Source organism: Pseudomonas sp. SDO5271_S396 (genome assembly GCF_054071795.1).
On the sequence record NZ_JBSVWB010000138.1, the window covers coordinates 1 to 224 of the forward strand.

Below are 224 nucleotides of genomic sequence, written 5' to 3' on the forward strand. Positions count from 1 at the left end.
GGATGCATCACAATAGACAATGAAATTCTTACCTTCCACTGGCAGGGTAAGGATTGGTGCAGTAGTCAACAAGGTCTTGAGCTTCTGAAAGCTTTCTTCACATTCATCCGACCATACAAAGGGAACATTCTGCTTAGTCAAGAGTGTCAATTGGGAAGCAATGGAAGAGAATCCCTTGACAAATCGACGGTAGTAGCTAGCTAAACCAATAAAGCTCCTTATTT

General features: G+C 42.0%; 1 protein-coding gene. It reads right to left on the reverse strand.

Going from position 1 to position 224, the window contains the following annotated elements; translation table 11 throughout:
* The coding region (locus tag ACW9IN_RS30175; protein WP_457369253.1) for an RNase H-like domain-containing protein at window positions 1–224 on the reverse strand (224 nt) is incomplete at both ends.